At 67.3% G+C, this 14,437-nt stretch carries 13 protein-coding genes; 8 read left to right on the top strand and 5 right to left on the bottom strand.

Translation table 11 applies throughout. The features are described from left to right. Positions 1-102 precede the first annotated feature (102 nt). The 6 genes from ACZY08_RS18355 (at position 103) to ACZY08_RS18330 (ending at position 5,235) form a co-directional block, all read left to right on the top strand. Positions 103-1,062: an ABC transporter substrate-binding protein gene (locus ACZY08_RS18355; protein ID WP_463746057.1), complete on the top strand. Its 960-nt coding sequence runs from the start codon at positions 103-105 to the stop codon at positions 1,060-1,062. Next, positions 1,041-1,937, top strand: a complete 897-nt coding sequence (locus ACZY08_RS18350; RefSeq protein ID WP_463746056.1) for an ABC transporter permease — start codon at positions 1,041-1,043, stop codon at positions 1,935-1,937. The genes ACZY08_RS18355 and ACZY08_RS18350 overlap by 22 nt, the downstream gene beginning before the upstream one ends. Then, the gene (locus ACZY08_RS18345) at positions 1,934-2,671 is read left to right on the top strand and encodes an ABC transporter ATP-binding protein (RefSeq protein ID WP_463746055.1); all 738 of its coding nucleotides are present in this window, start codon (positions 1,934-1,936) and stop codon (positions 2,669-2,671) included. Before ACZY08_RS18350 ends, ACZY08_RS18345 begins: the two co-directional genes overlap by 4 nt. Continuing rightward, the gene (locus tag ACZY08_RS18340) at positions 2,655-4,244 is read left to right on the top strand and encodes an FAD-binding protein (RefSeq protein WP_463746054.1); all 1,590 of its coding nucleotides are present in this window, start codon (positions 2,655-2,657) and stop codon (positions 4,242-4,244) included. Before ACZY08_RS18345 ends, ACZY08_RS18340 begins: the two co-directional genes overlap by 17 nt. Then, positions 4,241-4,678 carry a 4Fe-4S binding protein gene (locus ACZY08_RS18335; RefSeq protein WP_463746053.1) on the top strand — a complete coding sequence of 146 codons (438 nt, stop codon included), beginning with the start codon at positions 4,241-4,243 and terminating at the stop codon, positions 4,676-4,678. Before ACZY08_RS18340 ends, ACZY08_RS18335 begins: the two co-directional genes overlap by 4 nt. Before the next feature lie 74 nt (positions 4,679-4,752). Further along, positions 4,753-5,235 (top strand): hypothetical protein, encoded by a 483-nt coding sequence (locus tag ACZY08_RS18330; RefSeq protein ID WP_463746052.1) that lies wholly within the window; start codon positions 4,753-4,755, stop codon positions 5,233-5,235. Here ACZY08_RS18330 and pcrA read toward each other — a convergent pair. Then, the gene (gene pcrA / locus ACZY08_RS18325; RefSeq protein ID WP_463746051.1) at positions 5,201-7,540 is read right to left on the bottom strand and encodes a DNA helicase PcrA; all 2,340 of its coding nucleotides are present in this window, start codon (positions 7,538-7,540) and stop codon (positions 5,201-5,203) included. The two genes, ACZY08_RS18330 and pcrA, sit on opposite strands and share 35 nt — an antisense overlap. A gap of 40 nt (positions 7,541-7,580) precedes the next feature. On the opposite strand from pcrA, the gene ACZY08_RS18320 reads away from it, so the two are divergent. Beyond that, positions 7,581-7,853 (top strand): chorismate mutase, encoded by a 273-nt coding sequence (locus ACZY08_RS18320; protein WP_029110136.1) that lies wholly within the window; start codon positions 7,581-7,583, stop codon positions 7,851-7,853. Between the two features lie 3 nt (positions 7,854-7,856). Here ACZY08_RS18320 and ACZY08_RS18315 read toward each other — a convergent pair whose 3' ends face one another. Both ACZY08_RS18315 and ACZY08_RS18310 read right to left on the bottom strand, forming a co-directional pair. After that, positions 7,857-9,911, bottom strand: a complete 2,055-nt coding sequence (locus ACZY08_RS18315) for a DUF459 domain-containing protein (protein ID WP_463746050.1) — start codon at positions 9,909-9,911, stop codon at positions 7,857-7,859. Positions 9,912-9,943: 32 nt separating this feature from the next. Next, positions 9,944-11,392 (bottom strand): NAD-dependent succinate-semialdehyde dehydrogenase, encoded by a 1,449-nt coding sequence (locus ACZY08_RS18310; protein WP_463746049.1) that lies wholly within the window; start codon positions 11,390-11,392, stop codon positions 9,944-9,946. 50 nt (positions 11,393-11,442) lie between these two features. Between ACZY08_RS18310 and pgi the strand changes: the two genes are divergently transcribed. Continuing rightward, positions 11,443-13,092 (top strand): glucose-6-phosphate isomerase, encoded by a 1,650-nt coding sequence (gene pgi, locus ACZY08_RS18305; protein WP_463746048.1) that lies wholly within the window; start codon positions 11,443-11,445, stop codon positions 13,090-13,092. Positions 13,093-13,114: 22 nt separating this feature from the next. Here the strand turns inward: pgi and ACZY08_RS18300 are convergent, their stop codons facing one another. Further along, complete coding sequence (locus ACZY08_RS18300; protein ID WP_463746047.1) at positions 13,115-13,480, bottom strand: hypothetical protein; 366 nt, start codon at positions 13,478-13,480, stop codon at positions 13,115-13,117. Between the two features lie 178 nt (positions 13,481-13,658). Continuing rightward, positions 13,659-14,408 carry an SDR family oxidoreductase gene (locus ACZY08_RS18295; protein ID WP_463746046.1) on the bottom strand — a complete coding sequence of 250 codons (750 nt, stop codon included), beginning with the start codon at positions 14,406-14,408 and terminating at the stop codon, positions 13,659-13,661. Positions 14,409-14,437: the final 29 nt, after the last annotated feature.

The raw sequence follows: 14,437 nt of genomic DNA, 5'->3' as shown, positions 1-14,437 counted from the left end.
ATCAGCCTGAGCCAAACCGTCGACCCCAAATCGGGGCCGGGAGTCTACTGGGGCGGATTCGCGTGTGTGCTCACGCATTGACACCTTCGGAGGACCGCTCCCATGTTGAACCGCCTGCTGCGCACCGCCTTTGCGCTCACCGTCATCACCACCGCAATCTCCTGCAGCGCCGACGACAACAACGCCGACGGCTACACCCTGCGTGTCGGGGCGACCTCGGTGACGGGAACTCCGGCGGGCTCCCTGGGCTGGGGCGACCGCGAGGGCATCCTCACCGAGCAGCTGAAATCCGCCGGGGTCGGCAAGATCGAGTATTCGTTCTTCCAGTCCGGAAGCGATGTCGCCTCAGCCCTGTTCGCCGGCGCGATCGACGTCGCCGCCATCGGCGACAACCCCGGGTTGCGGGCGCGCAGCCGTGACCCGAAAGTAGTTCTGTTGTCGCTTGATTCGATCAACGGCGACGCGTGGCTGGTGGGCGCCAAGGGTGGGCCCACCGACATCAAGGGCCTGGTGGGCAAGGACGTCACTGCCCCGCAGGGCACCATCCGAGACCGCGCCGCCCGCCAGCTCATCGACGCCGCGGGCCTCAACGGTCAGATCCACGTGCGCGACGTGCCGACGCCCGAGTCCATCGCCGGGCTGAGTTCGGGCAAGATCGATGCGGCCATCCTGACCGGCGCCAGCGCGGCCGAGCTGGAATCCAAGGGCTTCCCGATCATCGACAGCCTGTCGCGGCACGGCTTCGGCAGCACCGGTACCAACATCGCGTTGCGTTCGTTCACCGACGCCCACCCCGAGTTCATCGGCGCCTGGCAGCAGGCGGTCACCACCGTCAACCGCGACATCACCGAGAACTTCGACGACTACCTGGCCTGGGTCGCGAAAACCGACGACACCGACCTGAAGTTCGTCCAGAAGTCCACGCAGGCTGATGAGTTCAACACCGAACCGTTCCCCCAGGTCGGTGTGGAACAGCTCGAGGCCGCCTACGAGTTCCTCAACGCCGACGGGTCGTTCGACCACGAGTACTCGGTTCGCGAATGGGCCGGGGCGAAGTCGTGACCACCGCAGTGAGTGCCGCGTCCGCCGTCCGGCCCCCGGCCTTGCATCCCGAACTCATCGAGATCGTCGGCGGCCGAGGCCGGCGAAACGGCCTGTGGGCACGGCTCCCTCGGCCCGTGCGCCGTCTGGTGAGCCCCGCGCTGATCCTGGCGATCTGGAGCGTCGGATCTGCCACCGCGCTGCTCAACACCGATCTCTTTCCACCGCCGGCCCAGGTGGCTGCCACCGCGTGGCGCCTGCTCGGTGACGGGCAACTCGCCACCCACGTCGGCGCATCGGGCGTCCGGGTGCTGACCGGCACGGTGCTGGGCATCATCATCGGGGTCGTGCTCGCGGTACTCGCCGGGCTCACACGCACCGGTGAAGACCTGCTCGACTGGACGATGCAGATCCTCAAGGCGGTACCGAATTTCGCATTGACCCCACTGCTGATCATCTGGATGGGCATCGGCGAAGGCCCCAAGATCGTATTGATCACCACGGGCGTGGCGATCGCGATCTACATCAACACCTATTCCGGAATCCGCGGTGTGGACCGGCAACTCGTGGAGATGGCGCAAACCCTCGAAGCGCCACGCCACACCTTGATCACCCAGGTGATCCTGCCCGGGGCGATGCCCAATTTCCTGGTCGGCCTGCGGTTGGGGCTCTCCAGTGCGTGGCTGAGCCTGATCTTCGCAGAGATGATCAACACCACTCAGGGCATCGGCTACCTGATGTCACGCGCCCAGACCAACCTGCAGTTCGACGTGTCACTGCTGGTGATCGTCATCTACGCGGTCGCGGGCCTGCTGTCCTACACGCTGGTACGGGTGCTGGAACGGCTATTGCTGTCCTGGCGCAACGGTTTCGAGGGACTCGGAGCGCCGGCATGAGCTCGGCGGTGGTCGAGGTACGCGGCCTGCGCCGGGCGTTCGGCGATCAGCAGGTGCTCGAAGATCTCGAATTGCAGATCGGTGACGGCGAATTCGTCGCGATGCTGGGCCGGTCCGGCTCCGGGAAGAGCACCCTGCTGCGCGTGCTGGCCGGGCTCGACAACCAGGTCACCGGCTCGGTGAAGGTGCCGCGCTCGCGGGCGGTGGTGTTCCAGAACCCTCGGCTCCTGCCGTGGCGGCGTGCCCTGTCCAACGTCACCTTCGCACTTCCCGACGCCGGACCCGACGCACCCAGCCGGGCCGCTCGCGGACGGGCCGCCCTTGAGGAAGTCGGCCTTACCGAGAAGGCGAGGGCATGGCCGTTGTCGCTGTCCGGCGGTGAAGCGCAACGGGTTTCCCTGGCGCGCGCCCTGGTCCGCGAACCCGACCTGTTGCTGCTCGACGAGCCGTTCGGCGCACTCGACGCGCTCACCCGGCTCAAGATGTACGGACTGTTGCACGATCTGTGGTCCCGCAGGCACATGGCAGTCCTGCACGTCACCCATGACGTCGACGAGGCGATCCTGCTGGCCGACCGGGTCGTGGTGCTCTCCGGTAGCCGGATATCCCTGGACCGTCGTGTCGAACTGCCCTTCCCACGCACCCGCAGCGACGACGGCTTCGATGATTTGCGCCGCGCGCTGCTGGCCGAACTCGGCGTCCGAGAGGAGGTAGGACATGACCGCTCCCGCTGATCCCGGTGTACTGAGCACCGATGTCCTGGTGATCGGCGGCGGCCCCGCAGCCACCTGGGCCGCCATCTCGGCCACCGAATCCGGTGCCCGGGTCGTCCTGGTGGACAAGGGCTATTGCGGTACCAGCGGGGCGACCGCCGCCGGCGGCAACAACCTGTGGGCGATCGGTCCGGGGCCGCGGCGCGAGGATTCGGTGCGCGAACGTGAGCTGGCCGCTGGACGAATCACCGACTCCGAGTGGATGTTCCGGGTGCTCGCCACCTCGTGGGACCGGCTCGGGCAGCTCTCCGAGTGGGGTTATCCGTTCCCGGTGGGTGCCGACGGCCAGGAGATGCGCAGCAGTCTGCAGGGCCCGGAGTACATGCGCCGGATGCGCCGCAAGGCTCATCGCAGTGGAGTACTGATCCTCGACCACCACCCGGCGCTGCAGCTGACCGCCGACCGAGACGGCGTCGTCACGGGCGCCACCGGCATCGCCCGCCAGGACGGCGGCCGGCCCTGGCAGATCACTTCGGGTGCCGTCGTGTTGGCCACCGGCGGAACCGCTTTCCTGTCCGGAACCTTCGGCACCAACGTCGACACGGGCGAGGGCCTGCTGATGGCGGCCGAACACGGCGCGCACCTTTCCGGCATGGAGTTCTGCACCGCCTATGCACTGGCCCCCGAGTGGGGCGTACACACGAAGGGCCGAATGCTGCAGTGGGGCAGCTTCTATGACGAGCACGGCCGGCCTTTCACCACGCAACGTGGGCTGAGCGGCCGCCAGGATGCCCAACGGGCACTGGCCCGCGGCGAGCGGGTGTTCACCCGACTGGACCGCGCGCCCGAACACCTCCGCCAGACCATGCGCGACGCTCAGCCGAACTACTTCCTGCCGCTGGACAAGGCCGGAGTCGACCCGTTCACCACGGCCTACCCGGTCCGGATGGTCTACGAGGGATCGGTGCGCGGCACCGGCGGCCTGCGACTGGTCGGGCCGGATTGTGCGACGACGGTTCCCGGACTGTATGTGGCAGGAGATGCCGCGACCCGCGAGCTCATCACCGGGTCGCTCTCCGGCGGCGGCAGCCGCAATGGCTCCTGGGCCATCGCCTCGGGTACGTTCGCCGGCCGGGGTGCCGCGGAGTTCAGCCGAACCCGACGAATGCACACGGCGCCGGCACCGCCCACCCGGCCGTCACGCTCGGGCGCGCCCACTGTCGAAGAGGTGGTGGCCGTGGCTCAGTCGCATGTCCTGCCGCCGCAGCGTAGCTATGTGAAGTCAGCCGAGCGGCTTCATGAGTCAGCCGATGTGCTGGACACCGTGTGGCGCGACATCGCCGACGGCCTGGCCCCCGTGGCGGCGCGCGATGTCTACAAACAGCGTCAAGCAGTCGCCATGGTGGCTGCGGCGCGCTGGATCACAGCAGCATCCCTGGCCCGGCCCGAGACCCGCGGCCTGCACCGCCGCGAGGATCAGCCCGAATCGGACCACCGCTTCGACCATCGCATCCTGGTCGGCGGCCTCGACGACATCTGGACCGCCCCCGATCCCATTGCCCCGCAACTCATCTCTTCGGAGGCCGTGGCGTGATCGAGATAGTCAGTGCCACCGCGTGCATCAAGTGCGACGTCTGCGTCAAGGTGTGCCCCACCGACGTCTTCGACCGTGTAAGCGACGGGGTACCCGTCATCGCGCGCCAGTCCGACTGCCAGACCTGCTTCATGTGCGAGGCGTACTGCCCCACCGATGCGCTCTACGTCTCCCCTGTGTCCACCCCCGTCGAGGCCGACAGCCCGCACGCGTCCGAATCCGCGGTCAGCCGGGCCGGACTGCTCGGCGGCTACCGGGAGATGGTCGGCTGGGGCCAGGGCCGTACCCCGGGATCCCGTCTGGACCAGAACCCGGTGCTGACATCGATTCCACCCCTGGCCGAGTCACGGCTGGGGGCCCCTGCGGCGCTGGCTGATGGGCCCTGGAATCATCCCGGGCGCGACGCGACGCCGAGATCGACGTCAAGGTCGTAGTTCGTCACGTTTCACGACCCTCAGGTAGATCTCGCGGTGTTGCAGCGCCGCGGGCCGTCAGACATCCTTGACCCATGTCTGACGAGCACCACGAACCCGGCAACCAGCGATTGCTCTACGCCGCAACCTTTTTCGCCCGGATCGCGCTGGCCTCGGCATTCCTGTCCGCCGTCGCCGATCGATTCGGCCTGTGGGGATCGCCTGGAACGCCGAATGTCGGCTGGGGGAACTTCGAAGCCTTCACCGCCTACGTCCACGTGCTGGCGCCCTACCTTTCCGGCGCGTTGCTCCACATCGTCGCGTGGGGAGCGACGATCGTCGAGATCCTCCTCGGCGTAGCGCTCCTGTTGGGAGTTGCCTTGCGGTGGGCGTCATTTGCCAGCGCGGCGACACTGATCGTCTTCGGCGTCTCGATGTTCGTGTTCGCCGGATTCGAAACACCGTTCAGTGCATCGGTCTTCACCGCCGCCGCGGCTGCCCTGCTGCTCGGACTGGCCCCGGACAGCAGCCACGCCCTGCGAATCAGAGCTTCTGCACCGGCGCGTGATTGTGCATGAGCTTGACGCGGCCAGCACTGCCGAAGTCGATCAGTGACATCGCCGTTTCGCCCATTCCCGACACTTCCTCGACGCGACCCAGCCCGTACTTGTCGTGGGTGACCCGGTCGCCCGGTTCAAGCGTGATCACCGGACGGTTGCGGGCGGGCGCCGGCCGTGACGGCGACGGACGGGGACTCCCGTAGCGACCGGCGTTTCCTACCGGCGCACTCAGCGACGACGACGGTTGCTCGACGCGCCGCCAATTGATCAGGTCCTCCGGAATCTCGCGCAGGAACCGCGATTCCGGGTTGAGCATGGGCTGCCCCCACGAGGACCGCACCTTGGCCCGGCTCAGGTACAACCGCTTGCGTGCCCGGGTGATGCCGACATACGCCAGGCGTCGCTCCTCGGACAGCTCGTTGGGATCACCCAGCGCCCGCATGTGCGGGAACATGCCGTCCTCCCAGCCGGTGACGAACACCGCCGGGAACTCCAGCCCCTTGGCGGTGTGCAGGGTCATCATCGTCACCACGCCCGCACCGTCTTCGGGGATCTCGTCGGCGTCGGCCACCAGCGACACCCGCTCCAAGAACTGGGCCAGCACCCCGGTGTCGGGGATGTCCTCGTCGACCGGCTCACCCTCGCCCTGTTCGGCCAAGGCTCGGGCATTGGCCAGGTCGATGCTGAATTCGTGTGCGACACTGACCAATTCGTTGAGGTTGTCCAGCCGGGCCAGATCCTGCGGATCGCTGGAGGCTTCCAGCTCCCGGCGGTAGCCGGTCCGTTCCAGCACCGCCTCGACCAGGTCTCCCAGCTCGTCATCGAGCTTGCCGCGCAGCTGGTCGAGCATCAGGACAAACGAGGCGATGGCCTTCTCCGAGCGGGAGTTGAGCATCGGCACCCGACCCTCGGCGGCGGCCTGCAACGCATCGTTGAAGCTGCCCCCGGTGTTCTCGGCGTACACCGCGACGCAGGCCTCGGCCCGGTCACCGATGCCGCGGCGCGGGGTGTTGAGGATGCGACGCATGCTGACCGCATCTCCTGGATTGTCCAGGACCCTCAGGTAGGCGACGATGTCGCGGATCTCGCGGCGCTCGTAGAACCGCACCCCGCCGACGACCTTGTACGGGATGCCGGCGCGGATGAACACTTCCTCCAGCGCGCGCGACGAGTTGTTGGTGCGGTAGAACACCGCGACATCTGAATATTTCAGGCCTTCGCTGTCACTGAGCGAGTCGATCTCCGAGGCGACGAACCGGGCCTCGTCATGTTCGTTGTCGGCCACATAGCCGACGATCAGCTCGCCCTCGCCTTCTTCGGTCCACAGCCGCTTCTCCCGGCGGCCCGTGTTGCGGGCGATCACCGAGTTGGCCGCGTTCAGGATGGTCTGGGTGGAGCGGTAATTCTGTTCCAGCAGGATGGTCGTCGCGTCCGGGTAGTCGCGCTCGAAGTCCTCGATGTTGCGGATCGTCGCGCCGCGGAACGCGTAGATGGACTGATCGGCGTCACCCACCACGCACAGCTCCGACGCCGCCACCCCGTCGTTCTCGTCGAGGTGATGCCCCACCAACTCGCGCACCAACACGTACTGCGCGTGGTTGGTGTCCTGGTACTCGTCGACCAGAATGTGGCGGAATCGGCGCCGGTAGTACTGGGCGATCTGCGGGAAGGCCTGCAGGATCCCGACCGTCTCGCCGATCAGATCGTCGAAGTCCAGGGCATTGGCCGCGCGCAGCCTGCGCTGATACTCGCCATAGACCTGGGCCACGATGCCGGCCATCTCCTCGGCCGCCTCCGAGGCCTCAGCCGCCGCCTGCTCGGGGCCGATCAGCTCGTTCTTCAGGTTCGAGATGCCGTTGGCCAGCAGCCGCGGCGAATACCGCTTGGTGTCCAACCCCATGTCCTTGCCGATCATCATCAGCAGGCGCCGGGAATCGTCCGAGTCGTAGATCGAGAAATTGGAATTCAGCCCCGGGAGCAGCGAAGCCTGGTTGCGCAGGATCCGCACGCACGTGGAGTGGAACGTCGACACCCACATGTTGCGGGCCCGCGGGCCCACGAGCTGAACCACCCGCTCGCGCATCTCCGCAGCGGCCTTGTTGGTGAACGTGATGGCCAGGATCTGCCCCACACCCACGTCACGGGCGGCCAGCAGATAGGCGATACGCCTGGTCAGCACGGCTGTCTTACCTGACCCCGCGCCCGCGACGATCAGCAACGGCGACCCTTGGTGCAGCACCGCTTGGCGCTGCTGCGGGTTCAAGCCGTCAAGAAGTTCATCAACATCTGCAGCAGCTGGGGAGGCGACGGGCGAAGTGGTCATCTTGCGTTCAAACTTACCGCCGAGCGGGGACAGTTTTGCGCTGGCACGGGCCGACTGGGACTATCAGCGTGTGCCTGAGATCGATGACCTGCGTCGGGAGATCGACGAACTCGACGCCACCATCCTCGCCGCAATCCAGCGCCGCGCCGAGGTCTCCAAAATGATCGGCAAAGCCCGGATGGCCTCCGGTGGCACCCGCCTGGTGCACAGCCGTGAAATGCAGGTGATCGAGCGCTACAGCGTGCTGGGCCCCGAGGGCAAAGACCTGGCCATCCTCATACTGCAACTCGGCCGCGGCCGACTGGGGCACTGACGGTCAGCCCGCGGGCCGCGCCGGCTTCTTGAGCGAGTCGAGCAGCCACGGCGTCAACCACTGCACCGCCTCGGACGTCGGGTGCACGCCGTCGCTGCGCATCCGGACCCCGTTGATCTTCGCGGTGTACTTGCCGTCCGGGTTGAGCTTGGCGTTGAAATCCAGCACTGACACGTTCGGCCGTTGCCCGGCCACGGTCCGCAGCATGGTGTTCCACGCCTGCACCCGGCCCGGCTGATCCTCGGGATAAAGCGTGCCATCCGACCGCTCACCGCGCCGGTTGTACGGCGCCGTGGTCACCACGACGCGAGCCCCGGTCGCGCTGAGGATGTCCAGCGCGCGCTGCAGCTCACCTTTGAGATAGGCGTCGTATGCGTCGTTGCCGACGTGCATCCACCGCCCGTGCCAGGTCCGGTCCACAACCTCCCAGCGCCCGATCATCAACAGCACGGTGTCCGGCCGGTCATGGGCCATCCGCTGGGCCCAGCGCTCCGGCCATGAATCGCATTCCGGCTTCTGGTTCAGCGTCTCGCCGGCCGACCGGTACGGGCCACCGCGGGCGATGCCGCAGCCGATGGTCGTGTAGTCGCTGAAATGAAAACCCGGCGTGACGGGCAGGTACCGCATCAAGGTCCACGCCACCGAGTCGCCGAACACCGCGACGGTCCGCGTGCCCGGTGGCAGCGCCGGTGCCGGTCCCACCGGGACGGCCCGCTCCGCGCCGATGTCCTGCTCGGACGCGGCGGCGGCCATCACGTCCGGGCCCGCCGGGCGGGTCGGGACACCGACCGGGACGACCGTCATCGTCACCACCGCGGCGGTCGCCACCGTGGCCGCCGCCAGCCGCAGCATCGGGACGTGCTGCGGGCGCCAGTGCCGGACCGGCTGCTCGATGGCCCACCACGACACCCATGACACCGCGATCGTCACCGCACACCGCAGCGCCAGCAGTGACCAGCCCTGCAGGCCGGTCCGCTCGCCGTTGAGAATCTGGAAGATCGGCCAGTGCCACAGGTAGACCCCGTAGGAGATGACACCGAGGGTGACCAGCGGGTACCAGGCCAGGGCCCGGGCGACGTAACCGTCCTGATCCAGCGCCACGGGCGCGACGACGAGCACCGCGCCCAGCGCCACCGCGATCAGCAGTCCGTGGTGGAACTCGTCGGCGCTGCCGGTCGCCAGGTGTGCGGCCGCCGCCAGCACCGCGACTCCGATCACCGGCAAGGTCCAGGCGACCCAGCGTCGCCACCGAGCCCGGATCAACGTGCCCGACATCGTCAGCGACGACCAGTCGCGCACCAACAGCGCCGCGGCCGCCGCACCGATCAGCAGCGCCTGCGCCCGGGTGTCGGTGCCGAAGTAGACGCGGTTGAGCTCACCGGCGTCGCCGGACATCAGGACCGATGCGACGGCCGAGCCGATCATCCCGAGAACGGCCAGCACGAAAACCACCACCCGAACCGCACCGGTCGAGCGGCGCCGCACCAGCAGCGCGGCGGCCAGCACCAGTAGTGGCCAGACGACGTAGTACTGCTCCTCCACCGCCAGCGACCAGGTGTGCTGCAACGGCGACGGCGGAGCGCCCTGGCTGAAGTAGTCGGTATCGGAAGCCACGAAAACCCAGTTGGCCATCCAGAAGAACGCCGCCACCGCATCCTCGCGAAGCGTGGTGACCGCATCCGACGGGAACAAGGGCCGGGCAATCACCACGGCCAAGGTCATGAGCACCATTGCCGGCAGCAGGCGCTTCGCGCGGCGAATCCAGAACCCTTTGAGGTCGATACGCTCGGTGCGCCGGAACTCGTCGAGCAGCAGTGAGGTGATCAGGAATCCGCTGAGCACGAAGAAGACGTCGACGCCGATGAACCCTCCGGCCACACCGGGCACCCCGCCGTGACCGGCCAGCACCAGGGCCACCGCGATCGCGCGGATTCCGTCGAGTGCGGGGATGTCACGCCGGATGGAGGCACGCCGACGCCGGCTGGCAGCACGGACTGGCGCCGCGGTCACGTCATGCACTCCCGTCTTGGCTTCCGAGCCCCGAAGTTTAAGGGGCATCAGGCGCCGAATCGGGAAGGCGCGACGAGGCGCTAACGGGTTAGCGCAATATATTTCGTGTCGAGGTATTCCTCGATGCCCTCGGTGCCGCCTTCACGCCCGAAGCCGGACTCCTTGATACCGCCGAACGGTGCGGCCGCATCCGAGATGACACCGCGGTTGATGCCGACCATGCCGGATTGGATGCCCTCGGAGACCCGCAACGCGCGGTCCAGCGACTGGGTGTAAACGTAAGCAGCCAAGCCGTATTCGGTGTTGTTGGCGGCCTCGATCCCTTCTTCCTCGGTGTCGAAGCCCGTGATCGGGGCAACCGGGCCGAAGATCTCCTCCTTGAGGATGCGGGCGTCGGCGGGCACGTCGGCGAGCACCGTGGCCGGGTAGAAGTTGCCGGGGCCTCCGGGGGCGACACCGCCGACCGCGACGGTCGCACCCTTGGACACCGCGTCGGAGACCAGATCGGTGACGGTGGCGACCTGCTTGGAGTTGATGAGGGGGCCCAACGTGGACGCGGGGTCGATGCCCTTGCCGAGGGTGAACTCGCTCATCCGCTTGACGAGCTTGTCGGTGAACTCCTCGCGCACCGAGTTGGCCACGTGGAAGCGGTTGGCGGCGGTGCAGGCCTCACCACCGTTGCGCATCTTGGCCAGGATTGCGCCGTCGACCGCCGCGTCCACGTCGGCATCGTCGAACACGATGAACGGGGCGTTGCCGCCCAACTCCATCGAGGTGCGCAGCAGCTTGTCGGCGGATTGCTTCACGAGTGCTTTGCCCACCCCGGTCGAGCCGGTGAAGGTGAGCTTGCGCAGCCGGCCGTCATCGACCAGCGCGGAGGTTACCCCGCCCGGGTTACTGGTCGGCAGCACCGAGAGCACGCCCTTGGGCAGACCGGCCTCATCCATCAGCTTGGCCAGCAGCAGCATGGTCAGCGGCGTTTCCTGCGCGGGTTTGACGATCATGGTGCAGCCCGCGGCGAAGGCGGGCCCCATCTTGCGCGTGCCCATGGCCAGCGGGAAGTTCCACGGCGTGATGGCGTAGCACGGGCCGACAGCCTGCTTGGTGACTAGAATTCGTCCGGTTCCGGCCGGTGCCGGGGTGTAGCGACCGGCGATGCGCACCGCTTCTTCGGAGAACCAGCGGAAGAACTCGGCGCCGTAGGCGACTTCGCCCTTGCTCTCGGCGAGGACCTTGCCCATCTCCAGGGTCATCAGCGCGGCGATGTCATCGGCACGTTCGGTGATCTTCTCGAACACCGAACGAAGGATCTCGCCTCGCTTGCGCGGCGCGGTTGCGGCCCATTCGGCCTGCACCGCACACGCGGCGTCCAGTGCGGCGACGGCGTCGGCGGCGGTCGCATCGGCAACGGTGGCCAGCACCTGATCGTCGCTCGGATCGAGCACATTGAACGACGACGCGGCCTGGCGTTCCTCGCCACCGATCCAAAGACCCGTGGGCACGGATGAAATCAAGTCTTCAATGGCCATACATCAATCATGTACACCTTCAAATCGAGCGCCGCACTAAGGTCGGGAGAATGAGTGCTGACATCACCGCAACCCCCGCCTGGCAGGCTTTGTCTAAGCACTACGACGAGATCCGCGACATCCATCTGACGGAGCTTTTCGCCGAAGATCCGACCCGCGGGACCGAACTGGTGTTGACCGTCGGCGATCTCTACATCGATTACAGCAAGCACCGCGTCACCCGTCGGACGCTGGAATTGCTGACGGACCTGGCGCGCGCCGCGGGGCTGGAGACCCGACGCGATGCGATGTTCGCCGGAGCGCACATCAACACCTCCGAGGACCGCGCGGTACTGCACACGGCGCTCAGGCTGCCTGCCGATGCGTCGTTGACTGTTGACGGCCAGGACGTGGTGGCGGACGTGCATTCCGTGCTGGACCGGATGGGCGATTTCACCGACCGGCTGCGCAGCGGCGAGTGGTCCGGCGCCACCGGTGAGCGCATCAAGGCCGTGGTCAACATCGGCATCGGCGGTTCCGACCTGGGCCCGGTGATGGTGTACGACGCACTGCGCCACTACGCCGACGCCGGCATCAGTGCCCGCTTCGTGTCGAACGTCGACCCCGCCGACCTGGTTGCGACACTGGCCGATTTAGACCCGGCCACAACGCTTTTCATCGTCGCATCCAAGACGTTCTCCACGTTGGAGACGCTGACAAATGCCACCGCCGCGCGCCGTTGGCTGGTCGATGCTCTCGGCGAAGATGCCGTCGCCAAGCATTTCGTGGCGGTTTCCACCAACGCGAAGCTGGTGCAGGAGTTCGGCATCGACACCGACAACATGTTCGGGTTCTGGGACTGGGTCGGGGGCCGGTACTCGGTGGACTCGGCGATCGGGCTGTCAGTGATGGCCGTGATCGGCCGCGAGCGGTTCGCCGAATTCCTCGCCGGCTTCCACCTCGTCGACGAGCACTTCCGCACCGCACCGCTGTCCGGGAACGCTCCGGCACTGCTGGGGCTGATCGGTCTGTGGTATTCGGATTTCTTTGGTGCGCAATCGCGGGCGGTACTGCCGTACTCCAACGACCTGTCCCGGTTTGCCGCATACCTGCAGCAGTTGACCATGGAGTCCAACGGCAAGTCGGTGCGTGCCGACGGCACCGCCGTCACCACCGATACCGGTGAGATCTTCTGGGGCGAGCCGGGAACCAACGGTCAGCACGCGTTCTATCAGCTGCTGCACCAGGGCACCCGGCTGGTGCCGGCCGACTTCATCGGATTCTCGCAACCCACCGACGATCTGCCCACTGCCGACGGCACCGGCAGCATGCACGACCTGTTGATGAGCAACTTCTTCGCCCAGACTCAGGTCCTGGCCTTCGGCAAGACGGCCGAAGCCATTGCGGCAGAAGGGACTCCGGCTTCTGTGGTGCCGCACAAGGTGATGCCCGGAAACCGACCGACGACGTCAATCCTGGCAACCAGGTTGACGCCGTCGGTCGTCGGCCAGCTCATCGCACTCTACGAACACCAGGTGTTCACCGAGGGAGTGGTGTGGGGGATCGACTCCTTCGATCAATGGGGCGTCGAGCTTGGCAAGACCCAGGCCAAGGCGCTACTGCCGGTCATCACCGACTCGCAGTCACCGGGCACGCAGTCGGACTCGTCCACCGATGCGCTGGTGCGCCGGTATCGAGCCGAGCGCGGGCGCTCGATCTGATCGGAGTGCGCGGGCACTCGACCTAGCGCATCCCCGGGACCGTCGCGCAGCCCACGTTCGGGATGCAGCCGCTGGCTCCGCCCGGGCCGGCCGTGCCGCCGGGACCACCGGGAATCGCGCCGGTAGCGCCACCCGGGCCTGCCGTACCACCAGGTCCGCCCGGAATTTCGCCGGTAGCGCCGCCGGGTCCGGCTGTGCCGCCGGGACCACCGGGGATGGCGCCGGTAGCGCCGCCTGGTCCGGCGGTGCCCAGGTCGGCGCAGGCCGTCCCGTCGGCGTTGACGCACGGGGGCGGGGGCGGCGGGTCAGCCATGGCGACCGGGCCGAAAGCAACAGCCCCAGCCGCAGCGCCTGCAAAGAACATCGAGGCAATCAATTTTGAGGTCATGACGGTGGTCTACCCAGCCGCACCGGGTCTCGAAACCCGGTGCGGATCGGGCGGCACGGCCACCGGGCCATCCGATGTGTCGCAGGAGCTGCCGTGCGTGCCGCGCACCGGACGGACGTGCTGACAGGCGGGCACATCGCTATCGCCCGAGAATCCGAGCCTGGCGTGACGCCTGTGACTAGGCGAAACGCTTCGTGTACTTCGGCGGCAGCAGCCGCATCACCTGAGTCAGCGGTGCCCACGGCCAGCGCGGCACGACCGCCCGGCCCTTCTCTTTCTCGATCGCCTCAACCATCGCGCGCACGCCGGTCTCGTTGTCGACCATGAGCATCGTGGTCGCCGACTTGGCGGTCATCTCCGACTCGATGTAGCCCGGCTCGATCACCGTCACCCGGATCGGGCCCTTGTCGTACTCGGCACGCAGCGACTCGCCCAGCGATGTCATCCCCGCTTTCGACGCGCAGTAGGCGGCCTTGCCACCGGGCACACCGGTGTTGCCCAGCACCGACGAGATCAACACCAGGTGACCGCTGCCCGACTTCTTGAACATCTCCAGGGCCGTCTCGATCTGCACCAGACCGGCGATCAGGTTGGTCTCGATGGTGGCCTTGTTGGCCCACGGCTTGCCCTCGCCCAGCGGCCAGCCCTTGCCGATCCCCGCATTGACGATCACGCGATCGATGCCACCGAGTTCCTCGGACAACTCGCCGAACACCCGCGGCACAGCCTCATGGTCGTTGACGTCCAACGCAGCGACCGCGACCTTGACGTAGGGGTGCCGGGCGGCCAGCTCGGCCTTGAGCTCATCGAGCCGCTCGGTGCGACGGGCACACAGCGCCAGGTCCCGGCCCTTGGCCGCGAATTGACGGGCCATGCCCGCGCCCAGTCCGGAGCTGGCACCGGTGATGAGGATCTTCTGACGGGTCATCGCAGCAGGATAACCGAGTTAGACAACTG

The organism is Mycobacterium sp. IDUB_9 (assembly GCF_055419505.1).
Note: the sequence above shows the minus strand (reverse complement) of the source record. Positions and strands in the feature narration are given on the sequence as shown.

Excerpts from the sequence above, each read along its gene's own strand:
- ACZY08_RS18355 (WP_463746057.1), top strand. The coding sequence starts at position 103 with ATGTTGAACCGCCTGCTGCGCACCGCCTTTGCGCTCACCGTCATCACC.
- ACZY08_RS18350 (WP_463746056.1), top strand. The coding sequence starts at position 1,041 with ATGGGCCGGGGCGAAGTCGTGACCACCGCAGTGAGTGCCGCGTCCGCC.
- ACZY08_RS18345 (WP_463746055.1), top strand. The coding sequence starts at position 1,934 with ATGAGCTCGGCGGTGGTCGAGGTACGCGGCCTGCGCCGGGCGTTCGGC.
- ACZY08_RS18340 (WP_463746054.1), top strand. The coding sequence starts at position 2,655 with ATGACCGCTCCCGCTGATCCCGGTGTACTGAGCACCGATGTCCTGGTG.
- ACZY08_RS18330 (WP_463746052.1), top strand. The coding sequence starts at position 4,753 with ATGTCTGACGAGCACCACGAACCCGGCAACCAGCGATTGCTCTACGCC.
- pcrA (WP_463746051.1), bottom strand. The coding sequence starts at position 7,540 with ATGACCACTTCGCCCGTCGCCTCCCCAGCTGCTGCAGATGTTGATGAA.
- ACZY08_RS18315 (WP_463746050.1), bottom strand. The coding sequence starts at position 9,911 with ATGCCCCTTAAACTTCGGGGCTCGGAAGCCAAGACGGGAGTGCATGAC.
- ACZY08_RS18310 (WP_463746049.1), bottom strand. The coding sequence starts at position 11,392 with ATGGCCATTGAAGACTTGATTTCATCCGTGCCCACGGGTCTTTGGATC.
- pgi (WP_463746048.1), top strand. The coding sequence starts at position 11,443 with ATGAGTGCTGACATCACCGCAACCCCCGCCTGGCAGGCTTTGTCTAAG.
- ACZY08_RS18300 (WP_463746047.1), bottom strand. The coding sequence starts at position 13,480 with ATGACCTCAAAATTGATTGCCTCGATGTTCTTTGCAGGCGCTGCGGCT.
- ACZY08_RS18295 (WP_463746046.1), bottom strand. The coding sequence starts at position 14,408 with ATGACCCGTCAGAAGATCCTCATCACCGGTGCCAGCTCCGGACTGGGC.